Source organism: Jiangella gansuensis DSM 44835, from assembly GCF_000515395.1.
Classification (GTDB): Bacteria; Actinomycetota; Actinomycetes; order Jiangellales; family Jiangellaceae; genus Jiangella; species Jiangella gansuensis.
This window is the reverse complement of the sequence record NZ_KI911782.1, coordinates 60435-76161: the sequence shown is the minus strand read 5'-3', so window position 1 is coordinate 76161 and position 15727 is coordinate 60435. Positions and strand designations below refer to the sequence as shown.

Genomic DNA, 15727 nt, shown 5'->3' with positions numbered 1-15727 from the left:
TCCCGTCTGGGACCGTTCTCCCGGCCACTCGGAATTCCCGAGAGCGGTGTCCGTCTGTTCACCCCTTGCGCCCCTGCGTGGCGATGCCTTCGACGAAGTAGCGTTGCGCGCAGAAGAACAAGATGATCAGCGGGATCGTCGCCAACACCGAGGCCGCCATCACGATCTCCCAGCGCTGTTCACCGCCCTGTCCGAACGCGTCCAGCACCGCCTTCAGGCCGCGCGGGAGTGTGTAGAGCGCCTCGTCCTGCAGATAGATCAGCGGCCGGATGAGGTCGGTCCAGCTGGCCCGGAACTCGAAGATGAACACCACGATCAGCGCTGGCCTGCACAGCGGCATTGCGATCCGCCAGAACAGACCGAAGTACCCGCAGCCGTCCACGCGGGCGGCCTCGAACGTGTCGCGCGGCAGGCTGAGGAAGAACTGCCGCATGAGGAAGATGTAGAACGCCGAGGCGAACACGTTGTGCGCCCACAGCGGCACCTGCGTCTGCGACAGCCCGAGCTCCTGCCAGATGAGGAACGTCGGGATCATCGTCACCGCGGCCGGCAACATCATGGTGCCCAGCACCAGCATGAAGAGCACGTTCCGGCCGGGGAAGCGGAAGTACGCGAACCCGAAGGCGACCAGCGCGCTGCTCAACGTGACCGTCAGCGCGGCCATCACCCCGACCAGCATCGAGTTGCCGAACCAGGTGAGGAACGGGACGGTGTCCACCAGGCCGGTGTAGTTCTCCGGCTGCACCTCCCGCGGGATCAGCACGTTGTCGAACACCTGGTACCGCGGCTTGAGCGACGCGCTGATCAGCCACAGCAGTGGATAGGTGAACGTGGCCGCCACGATGGCCACCGCGGTGACGATGAACCCGGTGCGCACCACACGACGCACCGGCGACGCGCCGGCCCGCGGACGCCGGCTCCCCGGCCCGGCTCCGCTGGGCTCCTCGCGAGCCGGTTCGACCTGGACCACCTGGGTCATCGGTCGTCCCCCTCGTAGTAGACGAACCTGTCGCCGACCTTGACCTGCACCAGCGTGACGATCAAAACGATGACGAACAGCCCCCATGCCAATGCCGATGCGTACCCCATCTGGAGGAACTGGAAGCCCTGCTGGAACAGATAGATCACGTAGAACAGCGCGCTGTCCGACGCCTGCAACTGGCTCTGGGCGTTCCCGTAGAACATCGTGTAGACCTCGGTGAACATCTGCAGCGAGGCGATGGTGTTCACGATGGTCACGAAGAACAGGGACCCGGAGATCATCGGGACGGTGACCTCGCGGAACTGCCGCCACGCACCGGCGCCGTCGATGCGCGCGGCCTCGTAGAGGTCCGTCGGCACGTTCTTGAGCGCGGCGAACAGGATGACGATGGTGCCGCCGATGGTCCACAGGCTCATGACGATGATGCCCCAGCGCACCCAGGCCGGGTCCGTCGTCCATGCCGGGCCGTCGATCCCGAACAGCCCCAGAAGTGCGTTGACCAGGCCGTTCTGACCGTTCAGCAGCAGCAGGAACAACACGCCGACCGCGACGGTGGGCGTCATGGCCGGCAGGTAGAACACGGTACGGAAGAACCCCGCGAACCGGCCGCCGATCTGGTTGAGCAGCACCGCCAGCGCCAGGGCGATCGCGATGGACACCGGCACGTGGACAACGGTGTAGAGCAGGGTGTTGAACAGGGCGGTGCGGACCCGCGGGTCCTCGACCATCCGCTGGTAGTTCTCACCGCCGACGTACGTCGCCGGGTTGATGACGTCGTAGTCGGTGAAGGACAGCACCAGGCTGGCCAGCATCGGCCCGGCCGTGAACACCAGGAAGCCCACGATCCACGGCAGCAGGAACAGGTAGGCCCATCGCGTCTCGGGCCGCCGCCAGGCCGCCCGCCAGCGGCGCCGCCGGGTCATCGGCGGCGCCACCGGCGGTACACGGACGTCAGTCGCCGACATCGGCGAGCGCCTGCTCGACCCTGTCCTGGGCGTCGGCCAGGGCGCTGGGTGCGTCCTGCGTCCCGGCGAGGATGCGGTTGGAGGCTTCCAGCCACGCGGCCTTGAACTGGGCCCCGATCGGGTTCGCGGGCATCACCCAGGCGTCGGCCTGGGCTTCCAGCACGGCCTGGACGGCGTCGTCCCACTTCTGGTTCGCCCCGGTGCCAGGCGTGTACAGCTCACCGAAGACCTGGTCGTCGGCGGCCTCGTTGGCGGTGTAGATGCCGGTGAACGCCTTGCCCTCGTCCTGCCGCAGCTCGATGCGCTCCTGCGCCGCCGCGGCCCAGGTGTCCGGCGCGGTCATGATCTTCATGAACTCGCACGCCGTGGCCGTGTTGTCCGCGTCCTTCGGGATGGCCCACGCGTTGGAGGTGGCCCAGGTGACGGTGTCGCCGTTGACGTCGGTGATCGGCAGGACCGTGATGTCGACGTCCGGGGAGGTGTTGGCCAGGACGTTGACGTACCACTGTTCGATGACCATGGCGCCGACCTGGTTCTGCGCGAACGGGTTGCCCTCACCGAACAGGTCCCAGGTGTTCTCGAAGTCCTTGAGCGCGGTGTGCCCGCCCTGCGCGTCCTGGACCGCCTTCAGCCGCTCCATGGTGGCGGCCGTGGCGGGGTCGTCGAGCCGGAAGTCGTCGGCCGCGGCCACCCACGGGTTGCCGTCGACGACGCCGTAGAAGGGGGTGAGGTCAGGCAGGCGCAGGTGGATACCGATGCGCTCGTACGTGCTGCCGTTGCGGACGGTCATCGCCTGGGCCGCCGCGAGCAGGCTCTGCTGGTCGGCGATGGCGATGTCCTCCGGCGTCAGCCCGGCCTCGGCGAGCACGGTGTTGTTCACGATCAGCACCGGGGTGTTGTAGAACTCCGGGATCGCGTAGGTGGAGCCGTCGTACTGCACCAGGTCCAGCACGTTCGGCCGGTACTGCTCGAGGTCGATGTCGCGCTGCTCGATGCACTCGTCCAGCGGCTGGATCGCGCCGCGGGCGGCGAACGCGCCCACCTGGTCGCCGGGGATGTACACCAGCTCGGACGGGTTGCCGCTGGCGACGGACGACAGGAACTGCTGCTCGTCGAAGCCGCCCTCGTTGATGTTGACGTCGACGTCCGGATACATCTCCTCGAACGTCTCGACCCGGACCGTGGCGATCTCGTCGGGCAGGGCGAAGCCGATCGTGGTGATGGAGCCGCTGGGCTCGGCCGACAGGTCGCCGGACTGGGCGTTGTCGCCGTCGCCGTCGGAGCTTCCGCTGCCGACGCCGCCACAGGCGGTCAAGGCCAGCGCGGCCGCTCCGACGATGGCCACCGGCAGGACGGGGGGTCTCCGCATCGTTGCGCTCCCTGTTCGTACGTCGATTTCTGGCAGCGGCGACGAGCCGCCACGTGGATGATCGATGGAATGGGTGGGATCGATCCCACCATGCACCGGCATCATGGCAACTGTCCGGATGGCGCGTCAACCCCGGAAGTAGCCGCCGGGAACCGATTTCCGCGGTCCAGGCACGTCACCGGGACTGACCCTTGACGCCTAGTGGAAGCACATGTTTGGCTCGGATGCCGAGATCGTTCCCACAACGGAGTGTCCATCGTGCCGTCGCGCCCCCGCATCGCCGAGGTCCTGCTCGTCCCGCACACCCACCACGACGTCGGCTACACCGACAGCCCGCGGCTCATCGACCGGCAGCACCGCGACATCGTCCGCCGGGTTCTGGACCTGTGCGACGCGACGGCATCCGACGGGCCCGCCGCGCTGCGTTGGACGTTCGAGGTGAGCCGGCCGGTCGTCGAGTTCGTCCGGCACGCCGACCCCGCCGACGTCGAGCGCCTGCGGCGGCTGGTGGACGACGGGCGCATCGCCGTCACCGGCGGGTACCTGAACATGACCCAGTTGCCCGGCGAGCAGGAGATCGAGCGGACGTACGAGGCGCTCACGCCGCTGGTCGAGGCGGGCATCCCGATCCGCACCGAACAGCACGGGGACGTCAACGGGCTGCCATGGGGCACGGTGCCGGCGATGCGACGCCACGGCATCACCCGGCTGGTCATGGCACTCAACCCCGACCACGGCCGGGCACCGTTCACCCAGCCCAGCGGGTTCTGGTGGGAAGGTCCGGACGGCGCACGCATCTTCGTGTTCCTGAGCACCCACTACGGGATCGGCGAGGAGTGGGGCATCATCGACGGCGACGTCCGGCTCGCCGCGAAGCGCGTGCGGGCGCTGGTCGACGACCTGGACGAACGCGACGACTACCCGTTCGACGTCGCCGTCGTGCACGCGGCCAACGACAACCGCTGGCCCACGCTGGAGTTCCTGCCCCTCATGTCGCATTGGAACTCCGAACACCCGGACCGGCCCATGCGCCTGGCCACCATGGACGAGGCGCTGGACCGGCTGGAACGGGTGGCGGCGGACGGCGTCGACGTGCCGGTGGTGCGCGGCGAGTGGGCCGACTGGTGGTCGCACGGGCACGGATCCACCGCGCGTGAGCTGTCGGTGCACCGGCTGGTCCGCAGCCACCAGCTGACCGGCGAGGTCATGCACGCGCTCGCCGACCTGCGCGGCGACGGCGCGGTGGACCTGGCGTCCGTGCTCGGGCATTCACGTGGCCCGGTGCGGCTGCGCTCCCGCGCCGAGCTGGCCGCCGATCTCGCCGACGTGGACCGGCTGCTCTGGCTGTTCGGCGAGCACACCTGGGGTTCCTGGGAGAGCTTCTCCAACCCCGAGAGCACCTACACCGCCTCGCACTGGAACGCGAAGGCGGGATTCGCCTACGGCGCCTACGACCTCGCCCGCGACGTCGCCGTGGAGGGCCTGTTCCGGCTGCTGGCCAGTGGCTCCGACGGCGAGCCCGCGATGCACCGGACCGGCCTCGGTACCGACCGCACCTGCCTCGGCGGGTCGTCGATCGTGCTGGTGAACCCGACCGCGCGGCGGCGCACGGATCCGGTGCTCGTCGACGTCGCCGGAGGCGGTCGGGCCGTCGTCGCCGCGGACGTCGAGCCGTTCGGGGTGACCACGGTGGAGCTGCCGGCTGAACCCGTCGACGGCGGGAGCGGCAACACGCTCGAGACACCGGAGTTCGCCGTCACCGTCGACCCCGCACGCGGCGGCGTGACCAGCCTGGTCGACCGGCGCACCGGTCGCGAGCTCGTCGACCCGGACGGTCCGTTCCCACTGGGCGCGCTGGTGGCCGAGACGATACCGGCCGACTCCGACCATCCGTTCCGCATCAGGCCGCGGGACTTCCACCCCGACTTCCCCGGGCCGGCATTCGAGCGGACGGCGGCCACGTCGCCGTCACCGGCGGGCATGTCTCACGGCGCCGGCTTCGTGGCGCTGACGTGGTCCGGCCAGGTCGGCGGCGTGGACACCGAGTCGACGCTGCGCCTGTACCCGTCGTCGGACGTCATCGACCTGGACGTGACCGTGCGCAAGGCGGAGTCGTTCGAGCCCGAGAGCATTTTCGTGACGTTCCCGTTCGCCGTCGCCGACCCCCGGTTCCTGGTCGAGACCGCCGGCGCCGCGTTCGTCGCCGAGCACGAGCAGCTGCCCGACACCAGCCGCGACTGGTACGCAATCCAGCACGCGGTGGGTGTGGCACCGGCGACGGCGGGGTCGGGCAGCGCCGTGCTGTGGGGCTCCTACGACGCACCGCTGGTGCAGTTGGGCGCCTTCCGGACCGGCTTGTGGGCGCGCACGCTGGATGCGTCGTCCGGCCACGTCAACAGCTGGCTGATGAACAACCTGCACTTCACCAATTTCCGCGCCGCGCAAGGCGGGACGCAGACGTTCCGCTACCGGTTCGCGCCGCGCCCACACGACGCCGCGGCCGTCCGGCGCTTCGGCGACGACCTGCTGCATCCGCTGGTCGGGCGGCAGTACGCCGGTCCCGTGCAGCCGGCCGGCGCGGCCGGGCTCCTGGTCGACCCCGCCGACGACGTGCTGGTCGACCTCCTGCCGGCCCGCGCGGACGGCCCGGTACGCGCCCGGTTGCGGTCGCTGTCGGACGCACCGCTGACCGTGCGGCTGGGCTGGGCGACGGCGGACGCAGTCGAGGCGTCGGGGGCGGACTCGGGGGCGGAGCCGGGCGGCTGGCGGCCGATCGGCCCCGACACAGGACTCGAGCTCCGGCTCGCACCTCACGCCGTCACCGACGTCGCGCTTCGCCGCTCGCGCTGAGCACGACCCGCTGACCCGCGGCGCGGCTCAGGCGCGGCCCGGGATGGCGCGGGTGGAGTCTCGGTGGACGATCTTGGTGGACATCATAACCGTCACCGGAGCGGCCGCCGGCTCGGCGATGCGCTCCAGGAGCCGCCGCACCGCGGTCTCGCCCAGTGCGGCCTCGTCCTGGGCCACCGCGGTGAGGCCGGGCGTGACCAGGCTCATCCAGGGCGCGTCGTCGAACGAGACCAGGCTGACGTCGTCGGGGATGACCAGCCCGAGGTCGTTGGCGGCCCGCCAGACTCCTTCGGCGAGAACGTTGTTGGCCGCGAAGACGGCCGTCGGCCGGTTCTCGTCACCCAGCAGTGCCGTAGCCGCGGCCCGGGCGGCGTCGACGTCCCACCCGGAGGAGACCACGAGGTCGGGATCGAGCGCGATACCTGCCGTCGCCAGTGCGGCCTGGTAACCGGCGTGCCGTTCCCGGCCGGTCGTCCAGGTCGTCTCGTCGATGAACAGCGCGATGCGTCGATGGCCCAGCCCGAGGAGATGCTCGATGACCCGCTGGGACGAGCTCTGGTTGTCGACGACGACGGCGTCGCAGACCCCCGCGGCGAACTGCCGGTCGACCTCGACGACGGGGATGCGGTGGCGGGACAGGTACGTGGTGACGTCCTCGGACACCGGGGTGACCACCACGCCGGCTACCCGGGTGGCCACGAACGTCTCGGCGGCCTCGACCTGGGCATCGGCCGAACCGCCGTCCTCGGCCAGCACCAGGCTGTAGCCCTGGGCCCGGGCGGCCTGACCGGCTCCGGCGGCGAGCCGCGCGTAAAAGGAGTTGCGCAGGTCGGACACCAGCACGCCGATGGAGAGGCTCACCTGCTGCTTGAGGTACCGAGCCGTGGCGTCGGGCACGTAGCGCAGGTCCCTCGCCGCGGCCAGCACGCGTTCCTTGACGTCGGTGGCGACGTAGCCCCGGCCGGTGAGCGCGCGCGACGCGGTGGACCGCGAGACGCCGGCCGCCGTGGCGACGTCCTTGATGGTCGCCCGGCGCGTCATCCCGTCCGGGGACGCCGCCCCCGCGCTACCGTCCAGCGCCACCTCAACCCCCGTCAGTGCTCGACGACGTCGGCCAACGCCTCCATGTGCTGCCCGAGACGCAGGTGCCCGATCGTGACATCGGCCGCTACCCGAGCCCGGCGCCGCGCCGCGCCGGCCGCCCTGATGCGAACCCTTCCCGTGACCTCTTCGCCGCTGTCGGCGCTCAGGACCAGCTCGGCAGGATCCGCTGCCCAGCCTAACGGCAGGACCATGCGGACGGTGATGTCCGCCTTGTCCGGCAACGGATTGCGGACGGCCACCTCGAACGTCTGGGCGTCGCCGGCCGGGATCCGGCTGCGGTACGGCTCGATCCGGCCCGCGACACCACCGGCGCCGAGGTCCAGCTCGTCCAGAGGCAACAGGTCCTGGTGGATCTCGACCAGCTCCTCGCCCAGCTCGGTCACCATGTCCAGGTACGCGTCGTCGACCCAGCGCGGCTCCCAGTGACCACTGACCATCAAGCCCGGCGCCACCCTGCGGTACAACTCGGCGCTGCGTCGGTAGTCCTCGATCCGGAACAGGTTGCGGTACTGGTAGTTGAGGATCTCGCGGCGTTGACCGGGAACGCCGAGGTGCTCCTGCTGGTCACCGGTCACCAGGACCTTCACGCCGTCGACCACGAACTCGAACCCGGCGTGGTAGAGCGTGTGCCCGGGCAGGTCGTGCACCGTGATCTCGTACTCGTGCCAGCGGAAGGACTCGCCGACCGGCAGGTCCCGGTCCACCGGGATGGGGTCGTACCAGAGACACGGCAGGTCGTAGCGCTCCGGGTCGCGCAGGATCGGCGCCACCGTCGACGGCGCCCAGACCTCCGTGCCCTCGACCTCCCGCAGCAGCGGGATCCCCGCCACGTGGTCGTCGTGGTAGTGGGTGGGCAGCGCCACCTCGACCCGCTGTACCCCGAACCGGCGTCGCAGTGCCGGCAAGGATGCGAGCCAGGGCCGGCGGGCGGCCCGGTCGATGCCCGCCGGCAGGCCGGTGGTCATGTCGTAGCCGTAGTCGATGACCATCGCGGCGCCGGTCTCGGACAGCAGCATGTACGACGCGGAATTGCTGGTCACGTTCAGCAGCAGGTGGTCGGTGAGGGAGATGTAGGGCGAGTCCAGCCGGCCGCGCAGGTCCCAAGGGTACGGACGGCGGGAGTCGACGTAGCGCTGCATCCGCTCCGCCAGCAGCGACAGCGCGCCCTGGGCGTCGTCCATCGGCTCGCCATGGGACGGCAGCAGCAGGTCCAGGTGCTCGTCCATGAGCTGATAGCAGCTCAGGACCGTCATGGCCGGCCCTTCGTTCTCGGTGTAGGACCACTGCGTCGCGGCCAGCGACCACACCTTGCCCGGCGCGTAGACGAGGTCGCCGGTGAAGGCCACCCGCGTCCCGGACCGCTGGACGACGTAGGTGACCGACCCGGTGGTGTGTCCGGGCGTGGGCAGCACGTGCACGTCGACGCCGCCGTAGCGGCCGGTGCGGTACTCCGGGACCGTGCCGGCGACCGGCACCGACTCCAGGAGCGAGAACTTGTCCTGCCGCAGGTTGTAGTCGTTGGCGATCGGCCGGGACGCCCACATCTCGTCGGCATGGGCGAAGAGGTCCTGCTCGACCGGCGGCACATGGACGGCGATGCCGGCCTCGACCGCGCGCGGCAGCCCCTGCCCCTGGTCGCGGTGATGATGCGTCATGAGGACGTCGGTGAGGCGGTCGATGCCCAGTTCGTGCAGGACATCGAGCACCGCGCCCGATCCGAAGTCGATGGCGATGCCCTCGCGGGTGCCCTCGGACCGGACGACATAGACATTGCAGGTGTCGCGTATCCGGAACACGCCCGGGGCGACCTCGCTCCACGACATGCGCCCGATGGTATCGTTCCCACAATGCAGACTGGGTCTTCTACCCCGCCCGCGTCCCGACTGATCCCCCGCCCGCAGCGCATCGAGGCCGCCGACGACGGCGTCCGCTTCGGCTCCGTCGAGGTCACCGCCGAGCCGTCCTGTGCGACCGCCGCGGAAGCGCTCACGGCACTGGTACCGCCCGGCCCGGCCGGCGACGCCGCGCCCCTGCTCGTCGTCGTCCGGCTGGAACCCGACGAGCCCGGCGCCACGACTGGCGACGAACCACGCGACCGGCCGGCGGAGGGCTACCGGCTCACTGTCGAGGGCTCGACCGCGACCATCACCGGCACCGACCCGGCCGGCGCGTTCTACGGCGCGCAGACCCTCCTGTCCCTGGCCGCCGACGGCGTGCTGCCACGGGCCACCGTCGAGGACTGGCCCGACCTGCCCTGGCGCGGCACCATCGAGGGGTTCTACGGTCCGCCGTGGTCGCACACCGACCGGCTGGCCCACCTCGCGTTCGCCGGCCGGCACAAGCTCAACGCGTACGTCTACGCGCCCAAGGACGATCCCTATCACCGCAAGGAATGGCGCACGCCGTACCCCGAGGCCGAGCTGGCGCGGCTGGCCGAACTGGTCCGCGCGGCCGAGCGGTCCCACGTGCGCTTCGTCTTCTCCATCTCGCCCGGGCTGTCCATGGTCTACAGCGACCCGGCCGAGCTCGACCTCCTGCTGGCCAAGATGGAGCAGGTACGGCAGGTCGGAGTCCGCGACTTCGCGCTGCTGTTCGACGACATCCCGCCGGAGCTCTCGCACGACGCGGACGTGGAGGCGTTCGGCGACGCGCCGGGCTCGTCGGCCCGCGCACATGCCGCGGTGTGCCGGCAGGTCAGCGACCGGTTCCTCCGCCCGCACGGGCTCGACCGCCCGCTGATCATGGTGCCCACCGACTACGCCGGCACCGAGGCGTCGCCGCACCGCGACCTGCTGGCCGCCGAGCTGCCGCCGGAGGTCCTGGTGTGGTGGACCGGCCGCGACATCGTGGTCGGCGACATCACCCGCGCCGAGATCGATGCCGCCGCCCGCAGCTACGACCACGAGCTGCTGCTCTGGGACAACTTCCCGGTGAACGACTTCGACTTCCCGCGGCTCTTCCTCGGACCACTGCTCGGCCGCACCGGCGAGCTGTCCGGTGCCCGGTTCGCCGGCATCACCGCCAACCCGATGCCGCACGAGGCCGCGTCCGAGATCGCGGTGGCGACCGTGGCGGACTGGGCCTGGCGGCTGAACGGGTACGAGCCGGCATCGGCGCACGCCAGGGCGCTGGACTCCGTCGGCGCGTCGGACGCGGTCCGGACGCTGGCCCGCGCGTGTGCGTCCTGGCCGCCGTCAGCGCCACAGGACCCGGAGCTGTCCGGCCTGATCGACGACGCGTCCGCCGGCTCGGCGTCGGCGGCGGACCACCTGCGGCAGCGGTTCAGCGTCATGGTCGCCGCGGCGCCGGACGGTGAACGGGAGCCGGTGGACCGGCTCGAGGCCGAGGTCATGCCCTGGCTGGTCGCGATGGCCGCCATGGGGCGAGCAGGCCTGGCCGCGCTGGACCTTCTGAGGGCCCCCGGCGACGCCGCCGCCCGCACGGCCGCCGCGGACGCCGTCGCCGCAGCCGAGTCGCACGAGCAGCACAACGTGCTGAGGTCCGTCGTCCCGCCGTTCGTCCACGCCGTCCTCGCCCGCTGAAAAGGTGGGCGTGAGCCATGGGTCTTCCCGCCGCACCAGGCAAGCATTCATGGTGAAGCGGGAGCACCCATGGTCCACGTGATCATTTCAAAGGGCGAGGACCTGGCCGGCGGCGCGCAGCTGCTCCTGCAGGACGGCGACGTCGATGGACTGGACGGGCCGGCCGGACGACGCGGCCTGGACCGCGGCGAGCCCGGCCGCGTGCCCGAGCATCTGGTACTGCACCTCCATCCGCACGGACGAGAACGCCACGTGTGAGGCGGACAGGCAGACCGGGACCAGCAGATTGGTGCAGTCGGCGTAGCGGGGAACCAGCGACCGGTACGGAACCTGATACGGCTGGACCGGCACCGACAGGTAGCCCTCGGTGAACACCATGCCGACCGGCTTCGGGTGCTCGTTGACCCAGCGCCATGTGCGCTGCACTTCGCGGACGTCGATGTGGTACGAACCCATGGCCACCGTGTCGTGCTGCGGCCGTGGCCGCGGCAGCAGGTCGTGCTCGGTCAGCACGTACTCGCCGATCATCCGGCGGGCCTCGCGGACGTAGAGCTGGTGCGGCAGGTGACCGGTGTCGGCGAACTCGTCGGCCGGGTAGCCCCAGGTCAGCATCTCCTCGCGGACCGCGGCAGGCACGGCCGGATCGTGCGACAGAAAGAACAGGAAGTCCTGCGCGTGGTACAGGTGGTGCAACCGGATCCGCTCCCGCCCGGCGGGGTCCGCCTCCGGGTACGACCACGCGGATCCGTCCAGCACGCTGAGCGAGAACGGCCCGATCGAGTTGCCGTCGCACTTGCCGTTCGGCAGGTTCTTCTCCAGCCCGAGCAGCTGACCGGCCCGCACCTGCAGCCCGTCGCGCCGCCAGCGGTCGAAGAGGCGCCGGCCCAGCTCCCAGTGCGCCTCGTCGTACCCGTCACGGCGGGTGAACGGCACCCGGTCAGCGGCCTGGGTGAGGCAGACCCGGTACCCGTACGACATCACCCCGCCGTCGCCGGCGCCGACGTCGGCCAGTGGCCGGTCGTGCAGCTGGGGCAGCACCGCGCCACCGGTCTCGCCCACCGCGTCGTCGACGAACGGGGAGATCCACGCCGGGACGGTGTGCCGCCCGGGCACCAGCTCCTGCCGCCCGGCGTACCGCTCACCGTGCAACGAGCGATCCTCACGTCCGACGGCGTACGGCACGCCCGCCGCGGCGAGCAGGTCGCCCTCGTACGAAGCGTCGACGTACACCGCGCCGGACACCCGGGACCCGTCACCCAGCACCACCGCGCCGATGACGCCGTCGGCGACCTCCACCGAGGCCAGTGCCGCGCCGAACCGCACGTCCACCCCGGCCTCGTCCAGCCAGCGCCGGTAGATCGCCTCCGCGACGTGCGGCTCCGGCCCGGCGAAATGCCCTTCGGCGACGCCGTACCAGGATGCGATCGCCGTGCGCAGTTCGCAGGCCATGCCGCGGACCACGCGCACGTCGCCGACGTCGGTGTAGCCGAGCCCGCCGGTGGTCATGCCGCCGACGTGCCGACCGGGTTCGACCAGGACGACGGCGGCGCCGGCGCGGGCCGCGGCCACCGCCGCGCAGACGCCTCCGGACGTGGCCCCGTAGACGACGACGTCGGTCACGGGGTCACCTCCTGGCCGCGCATGGTCCGGTATCGCGCCCACGACGACGCGACGAGTGCGAGATCGTCACCGGTCAGCCGCTCGCCCGAGCCGTCAATTGTCTCCAGGTAGTACAGCGCCGGCACTGCCTCCACGCCGAGGTCACCCTGTGCCTCGACATAGGCCCGCCACGAGACGCGGTCCGGCATGGGCCACTGGTCGGTGTCGATCAGGTGACCGGGCAGCGCCCGGCCGGCCACCGCGTGCCGGAACGTCAACTGCTCCACCACGTGCACCGGGTCACCGGCGACGTCACGGTCCAGGACGTCGTTGAGCCGGACCATGTCGCAGACGTCGCCGAAGGACGGATGCGGCGTGTGCGTCACCATCAGCGCGTCCGGCTTGGCCCGCTTCGCCGCTGCCGACATGGTCGCCAGCATCGTGTGCAGCGCCGCGATGCCCCACGGCCCGTCCGCCGCCCGCAGCGACTCGCCCGATGGCGCCCGCTGGGTGAAGTCGATCTTGAATCCGTCGGCGTCCAGGCCGTCCGGCCCGATCAGCTGCGCGACGATGCCCGCCAGCCGCTCCCGGTAGGCCGGGTTGGCGACGTCCACGGCCACCGGATGGCCGGCCGGGTCGGTGACACACTCCTCGACCGGCAGCCCCTGGGGGTCCCAGGCCTTCCACCACAACAGCACCCGCCGGCCCTCGGCGTGCCGGTCGGCGATCCAGCCGCGCAGGTCCGGCCAGTGCTCGAGGTCGACGTCCCCGGTGCCGTACGCGGCCTGCCACCGGTCGTCGATCACGATCGTGCCCGGGTTCAGCCCGGCGCCGTCGAGCACGTTCAGGAACTCGTCGTACACGTCCTGCCGTGCCAGCTGCGACGCCACTGTCACCGTGGTGCCGCCGATCAGGCCGTCGCCGTCGGGCGTCGCGCTCTGGGCGGTCAACGCGGCCGCCCGGGCGCACTGGGCGCCCCAGCCACAGAAGATCGGCTCGGCCCACCACTCGGGGCCGGCCTCCGGCTCGTCCGGCGCGAGTCCGCGCCGCACCAGGTCGTCCCGGTAGTCCGTCAGCGCCTGCCACGGCGTGTCCGCCGGCCGCAGCACCACCGACGGGGTGCGCACACCCTCGGCGCCCACCACGGTGTGCCCCTCGTATTCGAGCCGCAGCACGAACCCGCCGTCCAGCGGTGCGTACCGCGCCGCCGTCATGGTCAGCTCCGCCACCGGCGCTCGCAGCGACAGCCCCCACCACCGGCCGTCCGGCACGTCGGTGGCGCCGTTCGCGGGCTTCTCACCCAACGCCCAGCACAGCGGCGGCGGGGAGAAGATGCCGTGCAGCCGGCCCGGCCCCGCATCACCCACCACGCCCAGGGACGACGCCGCGGTGGAGGGCCGCACGACGTGCACCGGCTCGGTCGGGGCCGGGCTGAACAGGGACGCGAAGCGGATGGACGAACGGAACGTCCCACCGGCTCCGTTCGGCAGCACGGCGCGCCCACCCAGCAGTGTCACCTCGGCCAGGCGGGCCGAGGCCGGGATGCGCGCGTCCGACGCCCGGGCCCAGACCTCGATCTCGTCCGTAGTGCACCGCAGATGCACGGCCTTGCTCTCCCACACCGGGCTGGCCGCCTCCACCACCAGCTCGACGGCGTCGTCGGACGCGGCCGTCACCCGGGCCGGCGCGATGTCGTACGACTCGTCGCGGCCTCCGACCAGGTCGAGCCCGGCCAGCAGCGACAGCTCGGTCCAGACCCTCCCGTCGGAGTCGCTGAGGACGGCGCGCGGTTGCCGGCGGTCGAATTCCAGCCGGTATCCCGTGCCGAGCACGACGGTGCCGTCGTCACCCTGGTGTACCGCGATCCCGGGCGTGGTCAGCGTCATCGGACGAACTCTTCCTCTTCTCGGGGTTGGTCAGCCGAACGGGGCGATCGGCTCGTCGTCGGCGGGCAGGGCGCCGGTGCGGGCGATCCGCGCGTACAGCCGGGCCGAGTCCTTGATCGTGCGCCGGCCGGTCACGTAGTCGACGTGAACCAGGCCGAACCGGGGCCGGTAGCCCAGCGCCCACTCGAAGTTGTCCAGCAGCGACCAGTGCAGGTAGCCGCGCACGTCCGCACCTGCGGCCAGCGCCTGGCCCAGCGCCTCGACGTGATCGCGCAGGAACGCCGAGCGGCGCACGTCGTGCACTCGACCGTCGTGGGCGGGTGTGTCGCCGAACACCCCGCCGTTCTCGGTGACGACCACCGGCAGCTGGTACTCGCGGTGCAGCCGGATGAGCAGGTCCCGGAAGGACGCGGGAGCGATCTCCCAACCCTCGTCGGTGCGGGCGACGTCACCGGACGGACCGACGACCCGCCACGGGAACGGCCGCCCCGGCGCCGGTTCGGCCGCGGCCATGACCCGCCGAGTGTAGTAGTTGACGCCCAGGAAGTCGCTGCGCCCGCCGATGGCTGCTTCGTCGCCGTCCCGGATCTCGGTCAGCGGACGGCCGAGCGCACGCTCATAGTGTTCGCGCATGTCCGCCGGGTAGCCGCGGCCGGCCAGTGGATCCAGGTACCAGCGGTTGACGTAGCCGTCTGAGCCCCAGGCGGCGGCCGCGTCCTGTTCGGTGAACGTCGCCGGGTCGCAGGGGAACAGGCTCAGTGCCGCGCCGACCTGGGTGCCGGGGTGAGCGCGCAGGACGTCGGCGCCGGCACCGTGCGCCAGCAGCACGTGGTGCCCGGCCGCGACCGATGCGCCGAGGTCACGCACTCCGGGGGCGTGCAGGCCGAGCTGGTAGCCGAGCAGCGCGATGATCCACGGCTCGTTCTGGGTGATCCACCACTCGACGCGGTCGGCCAGCCGGTCCGCGACGGCGGCCGTGTACTCGGCGAACGCGTCGACGCTGGAGCGTGCCGCCCACCCGCCGTCAGCCATCAGAGCCTGCGGCATGTCCCAGTGGTTCAGTGTCAGGACCGGCGCGACGCCGCGATCCAGCAGCGCGTCGACGAACCGCTCGTAGTGGTCCAGGCCGCGCTGCTCGATCCGGCCCCGGCCGTCGGGCATGACGCGCGACCAGCCGACGGAGAACCGGTACGCGCCCAGCCCCAGCTCAGCCACCAGGTCGACGTCTTCGGCCCAGCGCCGATACGAGTCGCAGGCACGGGAGCCGTCGCCGCCACCCTCGACGGCCCCGGCGCGGCGGGCGAAGACGTCCCAGACCGATTCACCCCGGCCGTCGGCGTCCAGGCTGCCCTCGATCTGGTAGGCCGAGGTGCCGGCGCCCCACAGGAAGCCGGGCGGGAACTGGTGCGTCATGCGGGTGCCTTTCTCGT

At 71.4% G+C, this 15727-nt stretch carries 10 protein-coding genes; 2 read left to right on the top strand and 8 right to left on the bottom strand.

The window, feature by feature from the left end; all coding sequences use genetic code 11:
• Positions 1–58: 58 nt before the first annotated feature.
• The 3 genes from JIAGA_RS0100355 to JIAGA_RS0100345 are packed head-to-tail and all read right to left on the bottom strand — an operon-like array spanning position 59 to position 3316.
• Complete coding sequence (locus tag JIAGA_RS0100355) at positions 59–979, bottom strand: carbohydrate ABC transporter permease (RefSeq protein WP_084469363.1); 921 nt, start codon at positions 977–979, stop codon at positions 59–61.
• Positions 976–1947 carry a carbohydrate ABC transporter permease gene (locus JIAGA_RS0100350; protein ID WP_084469362.1) on the bottom strand — a complete coding sequence of 324 codons (972 nt, stop codon included), beginning with the start codon at positions 1945–1947 and terminating at the stop codon, positions 976–978. Before JIAGA_RS0100350 ends, JIAGA_RS0100355 begins: the two co-directional genes overlap by 4 nt.
• Entirely contained in the window at positions 1934–3316 is a 1383-nt protein-coding gene (locus JIAGA_RS0100345; protein ID WP_026874141.1) for an ABC transporter substrate-binding protein, read from the bottom strand. The genes JIAGA_RS0100350 and JIAGA_RS0100345 overlap by 14 nt, the downstream gene beginning before the upstream one ends.
• 258 nt (positions 3317–3574) lie before the next feature.
• On the opposite strand from JIAGA_RS0100345, the gene JIAGA_RS26540 reads away from it, so the two are divergent.
• Positions 3575–6166 carry a glycoside hydrolase family 38 N-terminal domain-containing protein gene (locus JIAGA_RS26540; protein ID WP_084470154.1) on the top strand — a complete coding sequence of 864 codons (2592 nt, stop codon included), beginning with the start codon at positions 3575–3577 and terminating at the stop codon, positions 6164–6166.
• A gap of 27 nt (positions 6167–6193) precedes the next feature.
• On the opposite strand, the gene JIAGA_RS0100335 is transcribed toward JIAGA_RS26540, so the two are convergent.
• Both JIAGA_RS0100335 and JIAGA_RS0100330 read right to left on the bottom strand, forming a co-directional pair.
• The gene (locus tag JIAGA_RS0100335; protein WP_211239449.1) at positions 6194–7249 is read right to left on the bottom strand and encodes a LacI family DNA-binding transcriptional regulator; all 1056 of its coding nucleotides are present in this window, start codon (positions 7247–7249) and stop codon (positions 6194–6196) included.
• A gap of 11 nt (positions 7250–7260) precedes the next feature.
• Positions 7261–9093 carry an MBL fold metallo-hydrolase gene (locus JIAGA_RS0100330; protein ID WP_026874139.1) on the bottom strand — a complete coding sequence of 611 codons (1833 nt, stop codon included), beginning with the start codon at positions 9091–9093 and terminating at the stop codon, positions 7261–7263.
• A 24-nt stretch (positions 9094–9117) separates the two neighbouring features.
• Between JIAGA_RS0100330 and JIAGA_RS26535 the strand changes: the two genes are divergently transcribed.
• Positions 9118–10812: a glycoside hydrolase family 84 protein gene (locus JIAGA_RS26535; protein WP_051425495.1), complete on the top strand. Its 1695-nt coding sequence runs from the start codon at positions 9118–9120 to the stop codon at positions 10810–10812.
• A gap of 87 nt (positions 10813–10899) precedes the next feature.
• Here the strand turns inward: JIAGA_RS26535 and JIAGA_RS0100320 are convergent, their stop codons facing one another.
• Genes JIAGA_RS0100320 through JIAGA_RS26525 form a run of 3 tightly spaced genes read right to left on the bottom strand, consistent with a single transcriptional unit; the run spans position 10900 to position 15710 of the window.
• Complete coding sequence (locus JIAGA_RS0100320) at positions 10900–12432, bottom strand: FAD-dependent oxidoreductase (RefSeq protein WP_026874138.1); 1533 nt, start codon at positions 12430–12432, stop codon at positions 10900–10902.
• Complete coding sequence (locus JIAGA_RS26530) at positions 12429–14297, bottom strand: alpha-amylase family protein (RefSeq protein WP_051425494.1); 1869 nt, start codon at positions 14295–14297, stop codon at positions 12429–12431. The genes JIAGA_RS0100320 and JIAGA_RS26530 overlap by 4 nt, the downstream gene beginning before the upstream one ends.
• 30 nt (positions 14298–14327) lie before the next feature.
• A complete protein-coding gene (locus JIAGA_RS26525; RefSeq protein ID WP_051425493.1) occupies positions 14328–15710 on the bottom strand; it encodes a GH1 family beta-glucosidase in 1383 nt (460 codons plus the stop codon).
• Positions 15711–15727 lie beyond the last annotated feature (17 nt).

Coding starts and splice junctions, on each gene's coding strand:
- JIAGA_RS0100355 (WP_084469363.1), bottom strand. CDS start 979: ATGACCCAGGTGGTCCAGGTCGAACCGGCTCGCGAGGAGCCCAGCGGA.
- JIAGA_RS0100350 (WP_084469362.1), bottom strand. CDS start 1,947: ATGTCGGCGACTGACGTCCGTGTACCGCCGGTGGCGCCGCCGATGACC.
- JIAGA_RS0100345 (WP_026874141.1), bottom strand. CDS start 3,316: ATGCGGAGACCCCCCGTCCTGCCGGTGGCCATCGTCGGAGCGGCCGCG.
- JIAGA_RS0100330 (WP_026874139.1), bottom strand. CDS start 9,093: ATGTCGTGGAGCGAGGTCGCCCCGGGCGTGTTCCGGATACGCGACACC.
- JIAGA_RS26535 (WP_051425495.1), top strand. CDS start 9,118: ATGCAGACTGGGTCTTCTACCCCGCCCGCGTCCCGACTGATCCCCCGC.
- JIAGA_RS26530 (WP_051425494.1), bottom strand. CDS start 14,297: ATGACGCTGACCACGCCCGGGATCGCGGTACACCAGGGTGACGACGGC.
- JIAGA_RS26525 (WP_051425493.1), bottom strand. CDS start 15,710: ATGACGCACCAGTTCCCGCCCGGCTTCCTGTGGGGCGCCGGCACCTCG.